Annotated in this window: 1 protein-coding gene; it reads left to right on the top strand. The window is 64.2% G+C overall.

The annotated features are described in order from the left end of the window. Positions 1-254: ATP-binding cassette domain-containing protein (locus tag CH341_RS32940; protein ID WP_146604809.1), on the top strand; the 254-nt coding region annotated here is incomplete at both ends.

The raw sequence follows: 254 nt of genomic DNA, 5'->3' as shown, positions 1-254 counted from the left end.
GTCGGCGCGGGCGAGGTGCATGCCATCATGGGCCCGAACGGGTCTGGCAAGTCGACCCTCTCCTATATCCTGGCCGGCAAGGAGGATTACGAGGTCACGGGCGGATCCGTCACCTTCAAGGGGGAGGACCTTTTGGCGATGGAGCCCGATGAGCGGGCCGCCGCCGGCGTCTTCCTCGCCTTCCAGTATCCGATCGAAATCCCCGGCGTCGGCACGATGACCTTCTTGAAGACGGCGATGAACGCGCAACGCAA

Source organism: Rhodoplanes roseus, from assembly GCF_003258865.1.
GTDB lineage: Bacteria > Pseudomonadota > Alphaproteobacteria > Rhizobiales > Xanthobacteraceae > Rhodoplanes > Rhodoplanes roseus.
Note: the sequence above shows the minus strand (reverse complement) of the source record. Positions and strands in the feature narration are given on the sequence as shown.